Raw genomic sequence first — 20,528 nt, 5'->3', positions numbered from 1 at the left:
AATCTATAGATAAAATCCGCGCAAAAGTTGGAAAAAGCTGGAAATTTTTTTGAGGCTCAAAAAGCTGTTTTTAGCCAAAAACAGCCATTCCATGCAAATTTGGCCCTTTTGAGGTTTGCAAAGAAAAAGCCATAAAAACACCCAAAAAGCACCGAAAAACACAGAAAAGCACAGATTTTTTACGGTGTTTTGCCAAATTTAAGCCCGTGACAAGGGCAACTTAATGGCAGGTAAGCTGGTCCCAATCCGGCCCAATTCCGTTGGATTTTTCCAACATTTCTATAAAATAAAACTGGACAAGCATTTTTCAGAATCCGTAATTTAATTCGGGCATACGGGCCTCAAAAAATATTATATTCTGAATTAAAAATCTATCGAATCATAATCGGTAATTTGCTGTTTCTGTACAAGGAACCAGTTAAAACCAGCTTCCCAATGAGCCGATTTAATGATTTTAATAACCCCCAGGTTGCTGCGCTGCCGGCGCATCTAAAGCAGTTCATCGTACCGCAGCACTACGAACATTACACCCCGGTAGATCATGCCGTGTGGCGTTACGTAATGCGCCAAAACTACAGTTACCTTAAGGATGTTGCGTACTACCCCTATATACCCGGGCTGCAAAAGGCAGGGCTAACGATAGAGAAAATACCCGATTTGCAGGACATGAACAATGCTTTGGCCAAAATTGGCTGGGGGGCGGTTACGGTCGACGGGTTTATTCCCCCTGCTGCCTTTATGGAGTACCAGGCCTACCGGGTTCTGGTGATTGCTGCCGATATCCGCCAGTTAAAGCATATCGAATACACTCCAGCGCCGGATATTATACATGAATCGGCCGGGCATGCGCCCATTATCGCCGATAAGGACTACCACCAATATTTAAGCTACTTTGGTTCGATAGGGGCCAAGGCAATGTTCAGCGCACAAGATTTTGAGTTGTATGAAGCCATACGGGCGCTCTCGATACTGAAGGAGATGCCTGATGCCGACGTGGAAGAAATAAAAAAAGCCGAAGAACTGGTTGCCTGGCGTCAGGATAATATGGGCGAACCATCTGAAATGGCCCTGCTGAGCCGCCTGCACTGGTGGACAGTGGAATACGGCCTGATAGGCACCTTGCAAGAGCCGAAGATATACGGGGCGGGTTTGCTATCCTCCATTGGCGAAAGCGCCAGTTGTATGATGGATGAGGTTAAAAAGCTGCCTTATACGATTGATGCCCTAAAGTACAGCTATGATATTACCAAAACGCAACCGCAGCTATTCGTTACGCCCACGTTCCAGAATTTGATTGATGTGCTGGAACAATTTGCCGATACCATGGCGTTCCGTAGAGGTGGAGCGTATGGCCTGCAGAAAGCCATCGACAGCAAAAATACCTGCACGGCGGTTTACAGCTCGGGGCTACAGGTTTCGGGAACCTTTACGGCGTTAAAGATGGATACCGAAGGAAACGTCACATTCCTTAAAGCCACTGGCAGTACCGCCTTATCGGTAGATAATAAGCAACTCAAAGGGCATGGCAAGAGCTATCATAAAGATGGGTTCAGCTCGCCCGTGGGTAAATTGGCAGCGAGTGAAAAAGCTCTGGAGGATTTTACTGCCGATGAGTTAAAAGCCGCAGGCATAGAAACAGGCAATGACGCATCGCTCCAATTCGAAAGCGGCATTAGCGTTTATGGCAAGGTGAAAACTATCAGCGCCCACGACAGTAAGATACAAATCATCACTTTTACCGATTGTACTGTAAAGAATAAGGAGGGCGAACTGCTGTTCCAACCCGCATGGGGTGTATATGATATGGCTGTCGGCGAGCGCATCGTATCTGTATTTTGCGGCGCGGCCGACAAGTGTGCTTTTTTAGAAATTGCGTATAAATCAGCAACCGGAACCCATCATCCGGAATACGATCATATGACCCGCGAACTTCATAAACTTTACCAGCAAGTACGCAACCGCAGGCACAAGGGTGGTGATTATGGCTACCTGGGTAATGTATGGCTGATGCTGCAGAAACACCACCACGATGACTGGCTCTGCGCATTGGAGATTTTAGAACTGCTCGACCATGAAGGCGTAGAACATGCCCTCGCCGCTGAGATAAGGACCTTCTTAGAAAATAAAGCCGTCGCCGAACCGGAGTATAAAAAGCTCATCAGCGATGGGTTGTACCTGATAAAGCATCCTGTGGAAGAGAAATTGGTGGTTTAGATACAAATACTAAATTTGCAATAACATTTATCAATTCCCCGCTAGCCAGCGGGGGTTAGGGAGCTCATGAACATCATTATAACAGGCGCCAGCAGCGGCGTAGGATTCGAAGCTGTACTGGAACTTATTTTATCGGGCAAACATAAGGTGATTGCGTTGGCCCGTTCGCAGGATAAACTGGAGAAACTGCTGGAGATTGCCAAAGGCCTCAACCCCGATTGCGAGATATTTGCCATTGCTTTCGACATCGTACACGATGACTATGCGGGGCTGCAGCAATTTATCGCCGCTAATTTTGACAATAGGGTAGATATACTGGTGAATAACGCCGGCGTTCTCATCAATAAACCCTTTACCGAGCTTTTGGAAACGGACTTTGTAGAGATGCTGCAGAGCAACTACATAGGGCATGTGCGCATTATCCAAAGCTTGCTGGGTTTTATGGGCGAAGGCTCGCATATCCTTAACATAGGCTCAATGGGCGCTTTTCAGGGGAGTGCGAAATTCCCCGGCTTGCTTGCTTACTCGGCCAGTAAAGCGGCCTTGCATACCTTAACCGAATGCCTTGCACAGGAACTAGTAGGGCAGGGCATCAAAGTAAACTGCCTGGCCCTGGGCTCGGCGCAAACCGAAATGCTGGAGCAGGCTTTCCCAGGCTACGAATCGCCGGTGATGGCATTTGAGATGGGCAAATACATTGCCGATTTCGCAGTTACCGGGCACAGATTCTTTAACGGCAAAGTTCTACCAGTGGCGGTGACTACGCCATAGTTTTTGTGAATTTATTACCTGCTATTCCGCCCCATATATGGGGCGGCAATGAATTGCCTCAACACGTCTCCACCCACTTCATTGCCCTTGGTTTTCACCAACGGAATAGCAAATAACATAAATCTTCTAAGCCTTGCTCCCCATTTTCACAAATTCATTTACCACTACTTCGGTCACATAGCGCTTTACGCCATCTTTGTCATTATAATTGCGGCTGGCCAGTTTGCCCTCAATAATTACCGAATCGCCTTTTTTTAAATAGCTCTCGGCCATGTTTGCCTGGGCTCCCCAGAATACCACCTGGTGCCATTGAGTTTCGGTTACTTTTTCGCCTTTGTCGTTTTTATAACTTTCGTTCGTGGCTATAGATAAGCGCGCCAGTTTACGGTTATTATCAAATGTTTTCACTTCAGGGTCCATGCCCAGGTTGCCGATCAGCCGAACGCTGTTTTTCAATGTTGTCATTTTTGTAGTTTTAAAATGGTATCCGATTAATTGATGATACAAAGTTGCAGCGGGGTGGGAAGGTTAGTCGGGTAATAAGTGCTTATAAACGACAGTATCCGTTTGCAAGCGTTTGCAAACGGATAAATAATCGGCTATCTTTATCAGGTGAATGCAGAAAGAACCTGTTTAGATTGCGGAACGCCCTTACATGGCCGTGCGGATAAAAAATTCTGTAACGACTTGTGCCGCAATAATTATAATAATCAGCTTAACAGCAACAGCTATAACCTGGTGCGCAATATCAATAATATCTTGCGCCGTAACCGCCGCGTAATAGAAGAGCTGAACCCATCGGGCAAAACCAAAACCACGCGCGAGAAACTGCTGAAGAACGGTTTCGATTTTGAGTATTTTACCAGCAGCTACAAAACACAGGCAGGCGCGCGCTACTTCTTTTGTTACGAGCAGGGTTATCTGTTGCTGGATAACGACGAAGTACTCCTGGTAAAAAGTAAAAAAGAAACGGCCAAATTTGGAGAAGCAGGAAATTAATTTGCCAAAAATGATTAATATGAGAGGCTTTGTAATTGTTTTTTTTTGCCTTTGCCTGGCCCTGGGTTCGGCGAAAACCGAAATGCTGCAGCGGGCCTTCCCGGGTTACGAGTAGCCGGTGATGGCTTTTGAGGTGGGCAAATACATCGCCAATTTTGCCGTTACCGGCCACCGCTTTTTTAACGGGAAAGCATTGCCGGTTGCTGTTACTACCCCATAGGTTTGCTATATTGCAGCCATGAAGCTTTTCTTATCCGCTGTATTTTTCCTGATGTTTTCAACCTTGGCAGCGAAGGCTCAAGAACCCGATTGCCTGAAATTCCACGATGGTAAATTTAAACTGGTCGACCCGAAATACGGCACTTTCATTATCAACCGCAAAGGCGATACGCAAACTGAGCAGCTACTGGGCGATACTACCGTTTACACTTTTAAGGTTACCTGGATAGATGAGTGCACCTACCGGCTGGATGACGGTGAAAAATTCAAGAAGGATTTCAAGCCGCTCGGCCCCAACGACGTATTTACCGTGCACATCATCAAAACCACTGCCGATTCGTACACGCAAATTTCCAGTTCTTCATCCGTTAAGAAGAAACTGGTGAAAACACTCTTCCGGATAGAGTAGTTGATGCTACCGTGGCTTCTTGGTTCTTGCACCATAGGCGCACATATCGGCAAAAAGTCGTTTATTTTCATCGCAAAGTAATATCTCCGCCAGTCTCCCTATTTGACAAAACACTGAGATAGCCTTTGCGCTTTGCTATGCATATTTGTCAAAAAAACATTATGCCGCATCTATTCAGTCCTATAAAAATAAAAAATGTTGAGTTAAAGAACCGTATAGCGGTATCGCCCATGTGCGAGTACTCTGCCGTGGATGGTTTCGCCAATAACTGGCACCTGGTACATCTGGGCAGCCGCGCCGTTGGTGGTGCCGGTCTGATCATCACCGAGGCCACAGCCGTATCGCCTGAGGGGCGTATTTCTTATGGCGATTTGGGCATCTGGAAAGACGAGCACATCGCCAAACTAAAAGAGATTAGCAATTTCATCAGCGAGCAAGGCGCGGTAGCAGGTGTCCAGTTAGCCCACGCCGGCCGCAAAGCCAGCCACGATTTGCCCTGGACCGGTGGCAAACAAATACCATCTGCAGAAGAAAACGGTTGGGTAACTTTCGCGCCCAGCGCCATCCCTTTCGCCGAAAGCGAAGAGGCCCCGCAGGAGCTGGACCGCGAAGGCATCGCCAAAGTAGTGGATGATTTCCGTGCCGCTACTGTACGTGCTTTGGCCGCAGGTTTTAAAGTGATAGAATTACATGGCGCGCACGGATACCTCATCCACCAGTTTTTATCGCCGCTGAGTAACCAACGTACCGACGGTTATGGCGGTACGCTGGAGAACCGTGCCCGTTTACTATTAGAGATCATAGAAGCCGTAAAAGAAGTTTGGCCCCAGGAATACCCGCTGTTCGTTCGCATATCTGCCACAGAATGGACCGATGGCGGCTGGACGATAGATGACTCGGTGGCCTTAGCCAAAATATTACTGGAGAAAGGCATCGACCTGATAGATACCAGCACCGGCGGTAATGTTGCCGGCGCGCGCATCCCGCTGAAACCGGGCTACCAGGTAGAATTTGCCGAAGCCATTAAAAATCAGGCAGGCATACTCACGGGTGCCGTAGGTTTGATAACCACCGCCCAACATGCCGACGTGATAATCCAAACCGGGCAGGCTGATTTGGTGCTGCTGGCACGTGAACTACTGCGCGACCCGCATTTCCCCCTCCGCGCAGCGCATGAGTTGGGTGCTGATGTGAAATGGCCGTTGCAGTACGAACGGGCAAAGTGGTAAAATAACGCCACACCCCAACGATGGGTTTTAAACCCATCACTAGGGTATAGTGCCCTTCACACAATCATAACACCTAATATTTTCAATAAAAGCGACATATTGCTACATTCGTAAAAACTAAAACAAATACTATCATGAAACGCACAGCAAATGCACATTGGAACGGCACCCTGCAAGCAGGTCAGGGCGAAATTACCACCCAAAGCACCATCCTCAACAAAACACAGTACTCCTTCAAAACCCGCTTTGCCGACGGTATAGGCACCAACCCCGAAGAATTGATAGCTGCTGCACACGCAGGCTGCTTCACTATGGCAGTTGGCGCGGCATTATCGCAGGCAGGCATCACTCCCGGCGATTTAACCACCGATGCTATCCTTGATCTGGATATGCAGGCACTGGAAATAAAAGGCATCCACCTGGAGCTGAAAGCATCAGTAATCGACGGCGTAGACGAAGCCAAGTTCAAAGAAGTGGCTGAAGGCGCAAAGGCCGGCTGTATCGTATCAAAAGCATTGAGCGTGCCTATTACGCTGAACGTTACTTACGCATAAGTAAGTTAACATATTATTATCAAGCGGCGATGGCGCAAACCATCGCCGCTTTTTTTTGTAGCATACATAAACACCTTACATGCTTAATGCCTCCCGTCCCCGCATCTCCATCACCCTCGTATTTTACCTGGTGATAATTGCCTCGGCAATCTTCCTGTTTTTTTATATCAAAGGGCGATTTGCTACGCGCACGGAGGTAACCGAGGATATAATGGTATCTAAGATTACAGCCATGGGGAAGCTGGAACTGGTAAAATATTCGATGAAAGATGTGGTGGAAAAGAAGGAGATTCACCCCATACTGCCCGATGAACGCGTGCTATTCGTGGCGGTAGGGGAGGTAACCGCCTGTATCGACCTTACCAGGGTGAAGAAAGAAGACATCGTACAGAGTAAAGATAGCGTTTGGCTCACGCTGCCAAAACCCGAGATATGCTACGTAAAGCTGGATCATCAAAAATCGAGGGTGTACGATGTATCGGGCGTGTGGTTTGCCGATAAGGCTAAAACCATGGTAGAGGATGTGTACAAAATTGCCGAGAAGAAGATGCTTACTACCGCCGGCGAAATGAATTTGTTGGGCAAAGCGCAGGAGAACGCCCGGCTGATATTCAAGCCATTTTTGGAGGGTGTATCTGGCAAAAAGGTGGCCCTGAAATTTAAATGATAACTAAAGGTTAAGTTTTAAAATAATGCAATATATTTATGGTTTACAATCTACCATAAATATGGCTTCAAAATTTACCAAACAAATTGTATTGGGTACAGCAGCGATGCTTTGTACCCTTTGCGCGGCGGCCCAGCCGCGATTACCCCAGGGTTATTTCTGGAAAAAACTGCCCAACGGCCTCGAAGTGGTGGTGATAGAGAACCCCAAAGTACCCCTGGCTACAGTAGAGATCGCCGTAAAGAACGGCGCCTACACCGAGGGCCCCGAGTATAGCGGCCTCTCGCACCTGTTCGAGCATATGTTTTTTAAGGCCAATAAAGATTATCCCGATCAAGAGAAATTCCTGAAACGTACTAAAGAGCTCGGGGATATTTGGAACGGCACCACCGGCAACGAGCGCGTAAACTATTATTTTACCGCTAATAAAGATAGCCTGAACGGCGTGCTGAGGCTGATGAATGCGGCCATCCGTTTCCCTATTTACCGGGAAGAAGACATGGCAAAAGAACGCCCGGTGGTAGACGGCGAGTTCCAGCGGAACGAAAGCAGCCCCTACTTCCAGTTGTATTTCGATGTGAACAAACTGATGTGGGGCGACCTCATCACCCGTAAAATGCCCATAGGCATACACGAGGTTATTAATACCGCCACGCCGGCCAAAATGATGACCATTAAGGATAGGTATTACTACCCCAATAATAGCCTGCTCATTATCTGCGGCGACGTAAAGCACGAAGACGCCTTTAAGCAAGCCGAAGGTGTTTTTGGCAACTGGGCAAGCAGCGATTTCAACCCCTTCGAAAAGTACCCTATCCCTGCTTTTACCCCTATCGCAAAAAGCCAGGCATTCGTAAAAGAAAGCACCATAGCCCAAACGCCTTATATGATGCTGGCCTGGCAAGGGCCCGCCTTCATGACTGATTCGGCCGGTACCGTTGCTGCAGACGTATTTTCTACAGTAGTGGGGCTAAACTCCTCAAAACTGCAGCAGGCGTTGGTAGATAAGGGCCTGGCATCATCGGTAGGACTAAATTATTCAACCAGCCACTATACCGGCGGTATAAGTCTGTTCGTGGTTCCTAATCCCAATAAATTAAAAGAGTGCTACGAGGTGTTACAGGCCCAGGTGAGCCAGTGGAGCAACCCCGATTATTATACCGACGAGCAATTGAACGATGCCAAGGCCATTTTGCTGCGCAACCACAGCCGCGAAACCGAAAAACCATCCAGCCTGCCCAGTCAGCTCAGCTACCAATGGTGCAGTACTTCGCTCAATTACTTTACCGACCTTACGGATAACTACCAAAAGGTGAGCCGGGCCGATATTGCCAAGTACATCAGCACGTATATTACCGGCAAACCATCCATAGCCGGGCTGATCATCAACCCCGAAATGAGCAAGCAAAGCGATGCCAAAACGTTTTTCGTAGTGGCCAAATAACCTTTAAAAATATCTGAGATGAAAAAGAGAAACTTATTTGCGCTGCTTGTATTAGCTGTTATTTGCAGCGCCGGCACAGCAAGCGCCCAGTTAAAACCCTACGAAACCATCGTAAGCGGCGTAAAAGTAATTGTGCAACCCAGCGGCAACGATATAGTGGAGATACAAACTGTAATAAAAGGTGGCGTGCAAAACTACCCTGCCGAAAGGATGGGCATAGAGGGTATGGCCATCAACGCGCTTACCGAGTGCGGCACGTTAAAACACGATAAAAATAGCTTTAAGAACGCCCTGGACAAGGTAAGTGCCGAGGTTTGGGGCTTCGATACCAAGGAATATGCCATCATCCGCATGAATTGCATCAAAAGCGATTTTGGGACCGTTTGGCCTTTATATGCCGAGGCTATTACCCAGCCGGCTTTCGACGTTAAGGAGTTTGAACGCATAAAACAGGACGCGATAAGCACCCTGAAATCAAATGATGCCGACCCGGATGGCGCCATAGACAAATATGCCGACAAAGTAGCCTTTGCCGGTCGCGATTACGCCAAAGACCCGGATGGCACGGTAGCTATCCTCAGCAAACTTACCGCTGCCGAAACCAAAAAGTACTACCAGGGCATACTCACCAAATCGCGCATGGTGATCATCGTAGTGGCCGATTTGCCGCAGGCGGATATAGAAGCCCGTATAGCAGCTATGCTGGCCGGAGTTAAACAAGGCTTGCCGTTCGAGGCCAAGAAGTCGTTTTTTAGGTCGTATAAAAACAGTTTCTCTTCCGAGAAACGGGACCTGGCAACCAATTACGTAGAGGGCATCAGCAGTGGCCCGGCACCCGGTACGCCCGATTTCAACGCGTTTAACGTGGCCATGCGCATATTTGCCGACAGGCACTTTTTAGAGGTGCGCACTAACAACGGCTTGTCTTACGCGCCAAGCGCATGGTTCAGCGTGGGTAATACTGCGGTAGCCAAGTTTTCGGTATCAACTACGCAGCCCGATAAATACATCGCCGTTTTTGATAAATTGGTTGATAAGGTAAAAACACAAGGCTTTAGGGCAGATGAGGTTGCCGATATGAAAGTGACCTACCTCACAGGCTTCTATTACAAAAACGAAACCAACCAGGCACAAGCCACCTCATTGGTAAACAACGAAGTGCTGCACAATAATTGGAAACGCTCTATTACTTTGGTAGACGATATCAAAAAGCTTACGCCAGAGGAAGTAACCAACGCCTTTCGCAAATACATCGGCAACATCGTGTGGGTTTACCAGGGCGACCCCAAAAAGGTTAACCCATTACTGTTCACCAACGGCACACTAAACAAAGGCGGTAGCCCGGTTAGTCATTAAGTTCATAGATGATGGTTGATAGTTCATGGTAGCTCATTTGAAGTTCATGGATGATGGTTGATAGTTCATGGTAGCTCAGGAGTTGGAGCTTAAAAGCTATTTTTATTCTGCTATGAACTATCATCTATGAACCATGAACTCAACTAAGCCCTACGGCTTTCTTCCGGCGGCCGCCCCATCTATCACCAATGTGGCGGGTGGGGATATTATCGCCGAGGAGTTTGCCCCAGGGCTTGAGTGCGTCTATACGGTCGAAGATGATCTTGAGTACTGCCACAAAGGGGATGGAAAGGAACATGCCCGATAAGCCCCAAAGCTGGTTGCCCAAAAGCACTACTACGATAGACATCAGCGCATTTATTTGCACTTTAGATGATACGATGCGCGGTACCAGCACATTGTTATCGATGAATTGTATAACGATGTAGGCAATGATCACCCCCAACTGTGTGGAGTAGCCGTCTTTGGTTACGGTTGCCATCAGCACGGGCAGGCCAATGGCTATGATGCCACCAAGGTAGGGTATCAGGTTCAGTATGGCACCTATACAACCTATCAGTATGCCGTATTTTACGCCGAGTAGCAATAAGGCCCCGGAGTTCATGGTTGCTACGATGATCATCTCTATCAGCAGGCCTACAATATAACTTTGTATGGCCCCCTTGGTTTCGCTTAAAACCTCGCTTACCTTTTTTGAATTTTCCTCGGCAAACACCTCGTACAAAAAATTGAGGATAAGCGGCTTATAAAGCAGCATGAAAAAAATATAAACCGGCAGCAGAAATATGATGCCGAGAGTGCCTATTAAACCGCCCAGGGTTTTGCCAACCATGGCCTGGCTGTTGCCGAGGGCCTCTTTCACCATTTGGTCTTGCTTGGCAACGGCTATGCCGAAAGTGGCCTGTACCCAGTCCTTTAATTGGAGACTCATCTCAGCAAACCTTTTCTTTAACATGGGCAGCGAATCGCCAAACTGTATAACCTGGGTGGACAGGAAATAAAATACTGCAGCAACAAACAATATGGCAACCGCCATGGCAATGGCTATGGCGGCAGCACGGGGCATTTTATAACGCTGCAGGCGGTTGGCAAGCGGGTTTAGCAATATAGCCAAAAAGGCGGCGAAGGCCAGCGGCACCAAAATATCGGTAAGGGTGGCTAATATGTACACCAGCAACACCAGGCCAAACAGCACGGCGGTTGCCTGTATGTAAAAAGGCTGGTCTTTAATTTTTATGGGCATGTAAATGTGTTTGCATATTTAACACACAAGCAAAATTGCGGTGCAATTGTTTTGTAAGTTAGCTGTAAATAAGAGCAAAAAAAAGAGGCCCATTATGGTTAATAATGCGGCCTCTTTAAGTATTTCAATTGCCTGCTGAAAGCAGGCAGAGTGTTTACCCCAGCAAATTCTTCCAGCTTACCAAATCGCCTATGATTTTTTCCAGGTCGTCGGCAGCTACGCGTTCCTGTGCCATGCTGTCGCGGTGGCGTATGGTTACGGTGTTGTCTTCCAAGGTTTGATGATCTACCGTGATGCAGAACGGCGTACCTATGGCATCCTGGCGACGGTAGCGTTTGCCAATGGCATCCTTCTCCTCGTATTGCAGGTTAAAATCAAGCTTCAGCTTATCCATTATCTCGCGGGCTTTTTCGGGCAATCCGTCTTTTTTGGTCAGCGGGAAAATGGCGGCTTTAACCGGTGCCAGGCAAGGGTGCAGGCGCAGTACGGTGCGGCTATCCTGTTTCTCTTCGGTGCTCAGGTCTTCTTCCTCAAAAGCATTTATCATCGTTAGTAAAAACATCCTGTCGAGGCCTATCGAAGTTTCGATAACGTAAGGAATATAGTTACCGAATGGTTTTCCGGTTTCCGGGTCTACCTCCGGGTCGAAGTACTGCATCTTCTTGCGCGAGAATTTCTCATGCTGGCTCAAATCGAAATCGGTACGGCTGTGGATACCTTCTACCTCTTTAAAGCCAAACGGAAAATCAAACTCGATATCATAAGCAGCATCAGCATAATGGGCCAACTTGGTGTGCTCGTGGTAGCGGTATTTGGCTGCATCGGTACCCAGGGCCAGGTGCCATTTCAGGCGAGCGGCCTTCCATTTTTCGAACCATTCTTTCTGTGTGCCGGGGCGTACGAAGTATTGCATCTCCATCTGTTCAAACTCGCGCATGCGGATGATGAACTGGCGGGCGATAACCTCATTACGGAAAGCCTTACCGATCTGCGCAATACCGAAAGGGATTTTCATCCTGCCCGATTTTTGCACGTTGAGGTAGTTCACGAATATCCCCTGCGCGGTTTCGGGGCGCAGGTAAATAGTGTCTGATTCATCGGCAATAGCACCTACCTGCGTGCTGAACATCAGGTTGAACTGGCGAACATCTGTCCAGTTAGCGGTATTGCTTATGGGGCATTTTATGTTTTGCTCAATGATAAGTTCTTTCAACCGGGGCAGATTCTCCGCTTTTAAGGCATTATCCATCTCCAGTTGCAGTTCTTCCGCTTCGCTGGTTTTGCCTTCTTCATCCAGTTTGGCTATACGGTCTTCCAGCAGTTGGTCGGCGCGGTAGCGTTTGTTGCTGTCCTTATTATCAATCATCGGGTCGCTGAAGCCGTCTACGTGGCCGCTTGCTTTCCAGATGGTGGGGTGCATAAATATGGCAGAATCAAGCCCAACGATATTATCGTGCATCTGCACCATGGCTTTCCACCAGTAGGTTTTGATGTTGTTCTTCAGTTCGGCACCGTTTTGGCCGTAATCGTAAACAGCGCTTAGTCCATCGTAAATCTCGCTACTCGGGAAAACAAAGCCATACTCCTTGGCGTGCGATATAACATTCTTGAAAAGTTCGTCGGTTGAATTGCTCATAATAAGGGCAAAGATAGTTTTTAGTCGGAAAGATGGAAAGTCTTACGTCGAAAGTCCTTCGCCCGTCGAAATCATTCCCTTTCCTTCAATCCGTCAACGGCACATGCTTCGCATCCACTCCTGGCTTTGACTGGCCCTCGTTTATCTTTTTTACGTATAGCTCGTCTGCCAGTATGATGATGATGGCCAGCAGCGGTACAGACAATATAATGCCCAGCGCACCCGATAGGGTACCCATAATTACCTGGCTGATGATAGTTAGCGCGGGTGGCAGGTTGATGATTTTGTTCTGGATAATAGGCGTTACGATATTGCTTACGATGGTTTGCGATACCATATAAATAAGCGCCACTACGATAGCAGTATTGGTGCTTATCGTGAGTGCCAGCAAAACGCCGGGTATCATGGCTACCATCGAGCCGAAGTTGGGGATGATCTTCAGCATGCCCGCAAACAGGGCCAATACCAGTACAGCCGGTATGTTAACGATGCTGAGGCCTATGACCAACATGATGGTAATCAACACCATCGATAGCAGCGTGCCCTTTAGCCAGCCTTTGAGTGATACGTTAACGCGGTTCATGATACAGCGCCACAGTTCTTTTTTCTCGGGCGGGATAATGATCATGAAACCCTCTTTGTAAACCGAAGGACTCACGGTGAAGAATATCCCCAAAAACAGTATGATATAAATATTGCCCAATACCCCGAAGCTGGTACTAAAGAACTGTTGTGCGGTTACGAATAGCTTGCCCGAGTTATCGTCCAGGTAGGTGAGGACCTGCTGGCCGACAGGAGTTTCGGCAAGCTTGCCGCGTGCAGCGTTGATGGTGCCCGGCAACGAGTGGCTAAGCTGCGCCACCTGGTGCTGTATTTTTGTACCCATAAACCAAAGGAGGGCAGCCACTATAGCAAACGTGCCGCCTACCGATAAAGCCATGGCCGCCTTGCGCCCCCATTTTGTTTTGCGCTGGATAATATTGCCCAGGCCATGAAAGTAAGTGGCAATAAGCGTTGCTGCCAGTATCATCAGCAATACATTGAAAGCAACACGGGCTATCAGTACCACTATGACCAGCAGCGCTACGATGCCTACGGTATGCCATACTTTTTGTATGTAAGTAAGTTCGCGTTTTGGGCGGGGGGCAGGTATTTGGGGTTTGGGGTCGATATTTTCCATTACGTTTAAAGGACAATGATGCCGCCTAAATGTTTTGATGCGCATCCCCTATAAAAGACGTGGGGTATTTTGGCCTGTGATGTTGGCGACACACAAGACCACCAGATCGGCTTTTCGGCACAGGTGTTCCACTTTGAATGTGGAACACTATTTTTTAAATAATCATTGATTATCAAATAGTTGCATTTTTTAGCGGAACACTTTGGAACATCCCTGTTGTTTAGGTAAAATCTGTAATGTGTTTATTGTTAAACACTTAAATAAAATAAGTAAAATGCTTTTTAGACAGCTAGGTGGAACACCTTGGTAAACCCTAATCAGGATTACGGCCCCAATGGCCTGTTATAGGCTCGCCCGCCAGGCCTCCCTCAAAAAGTTTCTGATAAATCCTGCGAAAGATATTTATTAACGATATTTTTGCAGCATATGGCTGATACGATTACCCCCATGAACCGGTTAAACAAACTTTTCGCTGCTAAAAAGCATGACCTGCTGTCTATCTACTTCACTGCCGGTTACCCTGCGCTGGATACCACGGTTGATATTGCCGAGACCCTGGAAAAAGCCGGTGCCGATTTCCTGGAGGTAGGGTTCCCGTATTCAGACCCTGTTGCCGACGGGCCCACTATACAGCATAGCTCGGAACAGGCCCTGCTTAACGGCATGACGCTGACCGTATTGTTCGAACAACTGAAGGATTTGCGCCAACGCGTAAGCATCCCCATATTGCTCATGGGCTACGTAAACCCTATAGTACAGTACGGCGTAGAACGTTTCTGCAAAGATGCGGCGGCGGTTGGCGTAGACGGCATCATCGTCCCCGATCTTCCTATGTACGAGTACGAAATGCTGTACAGCAACTATTTCGAAGATAATAACCTCAGCAATATATTCCTGGTTACGCCACAAACCTCAGAGGAGCGTATCCGTAAGATAGATGCCTTGAGCAACAGCTTTATATACCTGCTATCCTCGTCATCCATCACCGGTGGTAACCTACAGCTTACCGATAGCATCGAAAGTTATTACAACCGCGTAAAGGCCATGGAGTTAAATAACCCAACCATCATCGGTTTCGGCATATCAGATCATGCTTCGTTCAATAAGGCTTGCCAGTACGCTAATGGCGCCATTGTGGGCAGCGCATTCGTAAAACTATTGGGTACGGAAAGTTATATGGAGAAGATACCAGGCTTTATTGCGGGGATAAAAGGCTAGCGCGTATTTCCTTAAATTTCTTCAATTTTCGTTGTTTTTCTTCATTTTAGGGCTGCAAAAGCTTGCTTTTTGCAACATAATGGGCCATTATCTTGCAATATCGAGTGAAATGCGCGGCCACGAGAGGGGTTATAGTCAGCCGTGCCCCCCTTAAATGGAGTATAATCCAATAAAAATAGGTTGTTTATTGATGGTCAAGCTTGCTTTTTGCTAGTGCGATATAATCATCTACCAATACGGTAGTGGCGTTCAATTCTTTGGCTTTCACCAAATTAAGCAGAGCGGCCTGCGGGGCACCGGTTTCTAACTGGTACATCCCTTGCACCAGATATATGTAAGAGTTGCCATCGTTCAGCTCCATGGACTTGTTGATGTCTGCCCGTGCCTCCTCCAATAAGCCAAGTTTCACATTCGAATACGCCCGGTTGGTTACCGAGTAGGCCGCATTCGGGTCGAGTTTGCAGGCTTTGTTTAAATCGGCTTTGGCGGCAGCGTAGTTACCCAGTAGGTTGTGGACGAAACCGCGGTTGTTGTACGCATAATAGCTTTCATCATCCAGTTCTATGGCCCTGTCCAGCAACGCCAAAGCTTCAGGGTATTCCTTTAGCTGTATGTTGGCAAACGACAGGTTGATGGCATTGTAAGAGGTAAGTGAGGCCATCAGGCCTGCATCCATATACTTTTCTTTGAACGCCGTGAGCATACCAAATTGCTTCAGCTCTACATAGCTTTGTATATATAAGCTGGCGATGTATTCGTTGAGGTGCCGCTTGTCTATTTTGTCCAGCTCTGCCAGAGTTTCCTTGAATTGGTTGTGATAGAAAAACGCGGCAGCCCTGAAAAGATACGTGTTTGTTCCCCGCAGGTTAATGATATCGATAAGCTGCTTCCCGTCGGAATACAGCGTGGTATCCGGCTCTAATTTGCGGGGATATAAGTTGCCGATAAGGTTGAGCAAGGTACAGCCCAATAATATAACCACCATAATCTTCAGCGGACCGTGAAAGTCGTCGTCAATTACTACCGGTATAAGCAAAGCCGCTATGGCCACCGTTACCAGTGGACCGCCCAGTAGTATCGCGTAGTTTTTGGCCGCCGATGGGATAGCCTCGTAGGTACTAAGCCCACCCGCCCGTAAATAGGAGAGGCGGGGTTTTATCCTGATGGTTAATTTGCCGATGCGGAATTTCGGCCCGATATCGTCGCCGTAAGAACCGATGTAAATGGTGACGGGTCGTTTGGTGAAAAATAGCGCGGGCAGGGCGTGCCCCAACTCGTGCAGGAGGATGATGACAAAGCTTGCGGTATTGAGTACTATTAAGCCGGCAACAGCAAACACCCCCAATAAAAGCCAGTTTTCGTTCATCGGCGGAAATTAGGTTGTTTTTGGCAGATATCCTTATAAATAATCTTCCAGCACGCCTTTGCCTTCGCGGATAACCTCGAAATCGCCGCCGGTGCAGTCTACCACGGTAGAAGGCACGTTGTCGCCGTAGCCGCCGTCTATCACGAAATCTACCAAATCCTGGTATTTCTCGTAAATCAGTTCGGGGTCGGTACTGTATTCGATGATGTCGTCCTCATCGTGTATGGAGGTAGATAGGATAGGGTTGCCCAGCACCTTCACAATTTCGCGGGCGATATTGTTATCAGGTACACGGATACCCACCGTTTTCTTGTTAGAGCTAAGCAGTTTGGGCACCGCATGGCTGGCATTGAAGATAAAGGTGAATGGCCCCGGCAGGGCTTTCTTCAGCACCCTGAAGGTGGTATTGTCTATGGGTTTGATGTAATCGGAGATATGACTCAGATCATAGCAGATGAACGAGAAATTAGCCTTCTCGGGTTTGATGCCGCGTATCTTACAGATAGCTTCAATGGCCTTGTGATTGGTTATGTCGCAACCTAGCCCGTAAACGGTATCGGTTGGGTAAATGATGAGACCGCCCTTGCGCAGCACATCGGCAACTTGCTCTATGGCTTTTGGGTTGGGGTTCTCGGGGTATATTTTGATTAGCATGGTGTTATTATTTCGGATTTCGGGTGTTCGATTTCGGAATCTATTCCCAAACCTTTCTAGTATTAATATCGGAACGCTTTAATAATAATGGGAATATTGGAATTCCCTTACAGCCGTCAAATAAAAGTACTCGGTAAGTAAACCATCAATTTCGCCTACTGTTTTAAAGAGGTCCTTTTTGAGCGTTATCTTTTGATCAACTGTAGAACTTAAATCGTTGCTTATTTCGTCGTCAATATACTGCTTTAGCGATTGAATATAGAGTTGCTTTTGATTGACTATTGAGTAGGTTTTGTGGTAATAGTCGTCCTTGTTTTTAATATAAAGATATACGGAATATTCAGCGTAGCCTAAAATACGTTTGTGCTGATGGCCAAAATAAGTACCGCCGCCTATTAAAGCCGACATAATATAGTTGATATCCCTGTAAAGTTTAATCAGCCTTATTCGTTGTGTGCTATATAGGTTACCGCCATCCCGCTTATATAAAAAATACGCATAAAGCTCAAAATACTCATCCTGGCAAGCCTCACAACCGAAAATAATCTTGTAGTCATCATCGGGTTGTATGTACACGGCATTTTTCCCTCTTGAAGCATAAGCCTCATCCGGAGGCTCCGGGATTTCCTGATCTATTTCGGGGTAGTATTTAATTATGCGTTTTATTTTAGTTTTTTTGAGGAAGTTCTTCTCGCTGATATCTGTGGATATATCAATAGAATCGGTGTCTGCAGCTGATATCACATCGGTAGCAACTTTTTTAGGCTGCGCAATAGGGGCCGGCGTTTTAACGGGAGTGTTTGTACACGCAGAAAGTACGCACGCGAGCAGCAAAAGCGGTATTATTTTCATGTAGCGTTATGCTATCGAATATAAGCATATTTACCTTACGAATAGCGATAAAAGCAAAACGCCACTCGGGCAATTCCGAACGGTGTTTAATATCTTTAAAATCCGAAACTAAACGAGTATAGATGAGGCTTTATCATGAAAACATTTTAGGCATCTGACTAAAAATTAAATTTGGCTTTGTGTTCTTTGTGCTTCTACCTTTGTGGACTTTGTGGTAAAATTTTAACCACAAAGTCCGCAAAGATTGGCATAGAGTTTAGCGCAAAGGGCACAAAGCCTATCTTGACCAAATCTAGTTTTGTTGTTTAATACTCGGTTATATTTGTTTATGATGCAGACTCATCTGAATAACTGTTTTAAACAGGAAAGCCACTCGTTAAACGAATGGCTTTCTATAATTAAAGTGACTAATCTCCAGTCAACTAATCACTAATCTCTGCTTACGCTTGTTTTGCAAACTGTACGTTGATGATCAGCTTAATATCTGAACCCAACACTACCGAACCTGCTTCGGTTACGCCATCCCAAACCAAACCGAAATCTTTACGGTTTATTTTGCCGGTTACTTCGAAACCGGCTTTGGTGTTGCCGTAAAAGTCGCCTGCTACGCCACCGTGCTCAACATCAAGGGTTACTGATTTGGTAACGTCTTTAATGGTAAGGTCGCCGGTTAATTTATAGTCGTCGCCGTCTTTGGTGAAAGCGGTTGATTTGAAGCTGATTTTTGGGTAAGTTTCTGCGTCGAAGAACTCGCCTGATTTCAGGTGACCGTCGCGCATTTCCTGGTTGGTATCGATGCTTGCTACATCTAACGAAAAGCTGATATCAGCGCCATCAAAATCTTCGCTTTCTGTGGTCAGTTCGCCCTCGAATGTTTTGAAAGAACCGGTTACGGTAGATATTACTAAGTGTTTTACTTTAAATTGTACTTCTGAGTGCATTGGGTCTAAAACCCATTTTGTTGCTGTTGCCATGATGTTTTATGTTTTAAATTTTGTTTCTCTTTTGAATTATGATACAAATATAATAATAGATGTTTAAACATGTATTATTTATTGTTGATTTTACACTAGGTAGACAAATATAAGTTATAACACTTATTTTAGGGTTATTGTTTAGGCGAATAAGCGATAAAGGGGGCGGTGCCATGATATTATTACATGAAGTATTTGTTAAGTTTTCAGTCTCCGTAGAGGGCATTTTCTCCCTTTTGTCATTGCGAGGAGCAGCAGGGAACTGAGCGCAGGGGCGACGTGGCAACCTCATAGGACAAGCACCGTTGCTTTGCTGCGTCGCCAAATGTCCTCTGAGGTTGCCGCGCTTCGCTCGCAATGACAACGTGATTAATACAGCACAGCCTACACATGTCAACGTCCGGCTGACGTAACGAAATGATTTTTAGTCGATTTTGCAGGTATATTATTATTCCTGTACCGAAACCACGTGCCAACGGGGCCGCAAGATTTAAATGTGGATGTTTCTAAGATTGCAAAGTGGTGAAGTAAGCGGGACGCTTACTATAACGCTAAGGTTCAAGCGGGACGCTTGAACCGGCGGGAAGTCTATCGAGAGGCCCTGCGGGCGACGATATGTTTGGCCCACCCCACATTCCTTGACCATTTAGGGGATTAGATTTACGGCTGTTTTAGATTTTGTGCCGATAGAAAGTATATATTGCGTAAAATAGATAATACAATTGAGCTATACCTTCGAACGATTATTTAAAACGACTGGCAAGGTCCTTTTTGTGACAGGGTTAGTCCTGAATATTTGTATGGTTTTCTTCGGTATATGGCCCACCCCGGTGTATTTCCTGTTGATGGTTTTTGGCGCCGGGATGATTTACTTTACCAAAAAAACTAAAACACCAGGCATTACTTACGCAGCTGTAAAAAGAACAATCACCCGTATCTTATTTTCTTGCTTGGGTATATTTTCTATCATTATTTTAGTATTCATCTTTTCTAAAAATTACTTTAAAAAACGAGATACTTTAAAGGAATGCGAAGAGATTAATATTGCATTGAAGCATTACAAAGAAAGCACCGCTCAGTACCCTGCCAACTTATTCATTTTAATTCAAGGAAACCCACTACGATCAGACTGGATGCAAGATGAATGGGATAAATCGTATAAATATCAACTGATGAACGGAGGTAATTCTTATCTATTAAAATCCAGTGGAGCCGATCAGAAATTCGGAACAAAAGATGATGTTATTTTCAAAGGAAACTAAAGCAAACAAAAGGGGCGGAGGGGAGATATTGAAACATGATTTTTTTGTTGAGTTTAGAATTAAACGGTCTATATAGAGACTTTTAACTGTATTTGCTCCCTTTTGTCATTGAGGAGCAGCAGGGAACTGAGCGCAGGGGCGACGTGGCAACCTCATAGGACAAGCACCGTTGCTTTGCGGCGTCGCCAAATGTCCTCTGAGGTTGCCGCGCTTCGCTCGCAATGACAACGTGATTAATACAGCACAGCCAACACACATGTCAACGGCCCTCTGACGTAACG

Annotated in this window: 19 protein-coding genes and 1 pseudogene; 12 read left to right on the top strand and 8 right to left on the bottom strand. The window is 46.5% G+C overall.

What is annotated here, in order from left to right; all coding sequences use genetic code 11:
• Positions 1–435: 435 nt before the first annotated feature.
• Together AC1DYT_RS10920 and AC1DYT_RS10915 are read left to right on the top strand one after the other, a co-directional pair.
• Positions 436–2,214 carry an aromatic amino acid hydroxylase gene (locus AC1DYT_RS10920; protein WP_477469642.1) on the top strand — a complete coding sequence of 593 codons (1,779 nt, stop codon included), beginning with the start codon at positions 436–438 and terminating at the stop codon, positions 2,212–2,214.
• A gap of 66 nt (positions 2,215–2,280) precedes the next feature.
• The gene (locus AC1DYT_RS10915) at positions 2,281–2,985 is read left to right on the top strand and encodes an SDR family NAD(P)-dependent oxidoreductase (RefSeq protein ID WP_477469641.1); all 705 of its coding nucleotides are present in this window, start codon (positions 2,281–2,283) and stop codon (positions 2,983–2,985) included.
• Positions 2,986–3,111: 126 nt separating this feature from the next.
• Here AC1DYT_RS10915 and AC1DYT_RS10910 read toward each other — a convergent pair whose 3' ends face one another.
• Positions 3,112–3,450, bottom strand: coding sequence for a single-stranded DNA-binding protein (locus AC1DYT_RS10910; protein ID WP_477469640.1), 339 nt, complete (start codon positions 3,448–3,450; stop codon positions 3,112–3,114).
• Between the two features lie 147 nt (positions 3,451–3,597).
• Here AC1DYT_RS10910 and AC1DYT_RS10905 point away from each other — a divergent pair, with 147 nt between their 5' ends.
• The 8 genes and pseudogenes from AC1DYT_RS10905 (at position 3,598) to AC1DYT_RS10870 (ending at position 9,862) form a co-directional block, all read left to right on the top strand.
• On the top strand, positions 3,598–3,984 hold the full coding sequence (locus AC1DYT_RS10905) for a hypothetical protein (RefSeq protein WP_477458593.1): 387 nt from the start codon (positions 3,598–3,600) through the stop codon (positions 3,982–3,984).
• Positions 3,985–4,036: 52 nt separating this feature from the next.
• Positions 4,037–4,204: pseudogene (locus tag AC1DYT_RS10900) on the top strand (short-chain dehydrogenase); the annotation flags it as partial.
• An 18-nt stretch (positions 4,205–4,222) separates the two neighbouring features.
• Entirely contained in the window at positions 4,223–4,612 is a 390-nt protein-coding gene (locus tag AC1DYT_RS10895; protein WP_477469639.1) for a hypothetical protein, read from the top strand.
• A gap of 161 nt (positions 4,613–4,773) precedes the next feature.
• Positions 4,774–5,841: an NADPH dehydrogenase NamA gene (namA, locus tag AC1DYT_RS10890; protein WP_477469638.1), complete on the top strand. Its 1,068-nt coding sequence runs from the start codon at positions 4,774–4,776 to the stop codon at positions 5,839–5,841.
• 134 nt (positions 5,842–5,975) lie between these two features.
• Positions 5,976–6,395, top strand: a complete 420-nt coding sequence (locus AC1DYT_RS10885; protein WP_128531669.1) for an OsmC family protein — start codon at positions 5,976–5,978, stop codon at positions 6,393–6,395.
• A gap of 79 nt (positions 6,396–6,474) precedes the next feature.
• Positions 6,475–7,062, top strand: coding sequence for a DUF4230 domain-containing protein (locus AC1DYT_RS10880; protein ID WP_477469637.1), 588 nt, complete (start codon positions 6,475–6,477; stop codon positions 7,060–7,062).
• 61 nt (positions 7,063–7,123) lie between these two features.
• Entirely contained in the window at positions 7,124–8,506 is a 1,383-nt protein-coding gene (locus tag AC1DYT_RS10875) for a M16 family metallopeptidase (protein ID WP_477469636.1), read from the top strand.
• An 18-nt stretch (positions 8,507–8,524) separates the two neighbouring features.
• Positions 8,525–9,862 carry a M16 family metallopeptidase gene (locus AC1DYT_RS10870; protein ID WP_477469635.1) on the top strand — a complete coding sequence of 446 codons (1,338 nt, stop codon included), beginning with the start codon at positions 8,525–8,527 and terminating at the stop codon, positions 9,860–9,862.
• Positions 9,863–10,001: 139 nt separating this feature from the next.
• Here AC1DYT_RS10870 and AC1DYT_RS10865 read toward each other — a convergent pair whose 3' ends face one another.
• The 3 genes from AC1DYT_RS10865 to AC1DYT_RS10855 all read right to left on the bottom strand — a co-directional run bounded on the left by AC1DYT_RS10865 (position 10,002) and on the right by AC1DYT_RS10855 (position 13,921).
• Positions 10,002–11,105, bottom strand: a complete 1,104-nt coding sequence (locus tag AC1DYT_RS10865) for an AI-2E family transporter (protein WP_477469634.1) — start codon at positions 11,103–11,105, stop codon at positions 10,002–10,004.
• Positions 11,106–11,259: 154 nt separating this feature from the next.
• Positions 11,260–12,741 (bottom strand): glycine--tRNA ligase, encoded by a 1,482-nt coding sequence (locus AC1DYT_RS10860; RefSeq protein ID WP_477469633.1) that lies wholly within the window; start codon positions 12,739–12,741, stop codon positions 11,260–11,262.
• Positions 12,742–12,826: 85 nt separating this feature from the next.
• Positions 12,827–13,921 carry an AI-2E family transporter gene (locus tag AC1DYT_RS10855; RefSeq protein ID WP_477469632.1) on the bottom strand — a complete coding sequence of 365 codons (1,095 nt, stop codon included), beginning with the start codon at positions 13,919–13,921 and terminating at the stop codon, positions 12,827–12,829.
• Between the two features lie 447 nt (positions 13,922–14,368).
• On the opposite strand from AC1DYT_RS10855, the gene trpA reads away from it, so the two are divergent.
• Positions 14,369–15,139 (top strand): tryptophan synthase subunit alpha, encoded by a 771-nt coding sequence (gene trpA, locus AC1DYT_RS10850; protein WP_477469914.1) that lies wholly within the window; start codon positions 14,369–14,371, stop codon positions 15,137–15,139.
• A gap of 184 nt (positions 15,140–15,323) precedes the next feature.
• Here trpA and AC1DYT_RS10845 read toward each other — a convergent pair whose 3' ends face one another.
• The 4 genes from AC1DYT_RS10845 to AC1DYT_RS10830 all read right to left on the bottom strand — a co-directional run bounded on the left by AC1DYT_RS10845 (position 15,324) and on the right by AC1DYT_RS10830 (position 18,985).
• Positions 15,324–16,505: a hypothetical protein gene (locus AC1DYT_RS10845; RefSeq protein ID WP_477469631.1), complete on the bottom strand. Its 1,182-nt coding sequence runs from the start codon at positions 16,503–16,505 to the stop codon at positions 15,324–15,326.
• A gap of 33 nt (positions 16,506–16,538) precedes the next feature.
• Positions 16,539–17,159, bottom strand: coding sequence for an L-threonylcarbamoyladenylate synthase (locus AC1DYT_RS10840; RefSeq protein ID WP_477469630.1), 621 nt, complete (start codon positions 17,157–17,159; stop codon positions 16,539–16,541).
• Positions 17,160–17,237: 78 nt separating this feature from the next.
• The gene (locus AC1DYT_RS10835) at positions 17,238–18,011 is read right to left on the bottom strand and encodes a hypothetical protein (protein ID WP_477469629.1); all 774 of its coding nucleotides are present in this window, start codon (positions 18,009–18,011) and stop codon (positions 17,238–17,240) included.
• A 440-nt stretch (positions 18,012–18,451) separates the two neighbouring features.
• Positions 18,452–18,985 (bottom strand): YceI family protein, encoded by a 534-nt coding sequence (locus tag AC1DYT_RS10830; protein WP_477469628.1) that lies wholly within the window; start codon positions 18,983–18,985, stop codon positions 18,452–18,454.
• Positions 18,986–19,707: 722 nt separating this feature from the next.
• Here AC1DYT_RS10830 and AC1DYT_RS10825 point away from each other — a divergent pair.
• Positions 19,708–20,247 carry a hypothetical protein gene (locus AC1DYT_RS10825; RefSeq protein ID WP_477469627.1) on the top strand — a complete coding sequence of 180 codons (540 nt, stop codon included), beginning with the start codon at positions 19,708–19,710 and terminating at the stop codon, positions 20,245–20,247.
• Positions 20,248–20,528: the final 281 nt, after the last annotated feature.

This window comes from Mucilaginibacter sp. P1_D10 (genome assembly GCF_056406215.1).
The sequence above is the reverse complement of the archived record's forward strand: the minus strand, read 5'-3'. Positions and strand labels throughout refer to the sequence as shown.